At 62.1% G+C, this 1,072-nt stretch carries 1 protein-coding gene and 1 pseudogene; both read left to right on the top strand.

Going from position 1 to position 1,072, the window contains the following annotated elements; genetic code table 11:
• A pseudogene (locus NFS31_RS26805) lies at window positions 1–346 on the top strand (hypothetical protein); the annotation flags it as partial.
• Window positions 337–1,072, top strand: a 736-nt coding sequence (locus tag NFS31_RS26800; RefSeq protein WP_251502158.1) for an N-acetylneuraminate synthase family protein, incomplete at its 3' end; no start/stop codon positions are given. The pseudogene NFS31_RS26805 and the gene NFS31_RS26800, both read left to right, overlap by 10 nt.

Here is a 1,072-nt window from a genome sequence, read left to right as displayed (position 1 = left end):
CGCAGACAACCAGTGGGATTCGCTGGCGAGTGTTTCGCCGTCCCCGGTTCATCCGATCCTGATGCGCAGGATATCCGGCGACGGCCTTCTGGAACCGTTCCTGGCAGGCTCAAGCACCGTGCGCAGGCAGGATTTTCCGCCGGTTTACCACATCAACGGCTCTATCTATATCAACCGGCTGGATGACGGGTTCGACGGCTCTGTCAGCCTGAACGATAACCGGCGCCCGTATGTGATGGATCCGAGATATGCAATTGACATCGACACATGGGAGGACTTTCAGTTTGCCGAGTGGGTGTTAAAAACAGCGGGGAGAGGACAGGAGGGAAAAGACGGATGGGAGTGAAGGCGTTTCATATCGGCCGCATTGCGGTCGGGGAAGGGAACCGGCCGCTGGTGATCCCGGAGATCGGGATCAACCACGGGGGCAGCCTTACAGCGGCCAGGGAGATGGCGGACGCGGCCTTTCGGGCGGGCACGCGGCTGGTCAAGCACCAGACGCACATTGTGGAGGACGAGATGAGCCGGGCGGCCAGGGACGTGACGCCCGGGAATGCGGACTGCTCGATCTATGAGGTGATGGAGCGGTCCGCCCTGCCGGAGGAAGAGGAGCGGGAGTTCATGCGGTATGTGGAGGCGCTGGGGATGGAATTTATCAGCGCGCCCTTTTCGCGCGCTGCCGCGGACCGTCTGGAGCGGTTTGGCGTGAAGGCGTACAAGATCGGGTCAGGGGAAATGAACCATTACCCCCTGCTCCGGCATATCGCGGAGTTTGGGAAGCCGATGCTGGTGTCCACAGGGATGAATGATCTCCGGAGTATTGCCAAAGCCGTGGATATACTGGAGGCAAAGGGGGTCCCCTATGCGCTGCTGCACACAACGAACCTGTACCCGACCCCGCCGGGTCTGGTGCGTCTGGGCGGGATGCAGGATCTGATGCGGGAGTTTGCGGGCGTCCCGGTCGGGCTTTCGGATCACACGAAAAACAACACGGCCTGCATCGCGGCCATGGCGCTGGGGGCCGGGCTGGTGGAACGCCATTTCACAGACCGCATGAGCCGCCGGGGGCCGG

The sequence above is a fragment of the Otoolea muris genome, assembly GCF_943193115.1.
GTDB lineage: Bacteria > Bacillota > Clostridia > Lachnospirales > Lachnospiraceae > Otoolea > Otoolea muris.
Note: the sequence above shows the minus strand (reverse complement) of the source record. Positions and strands in the feature narration are given on the sequence as shown.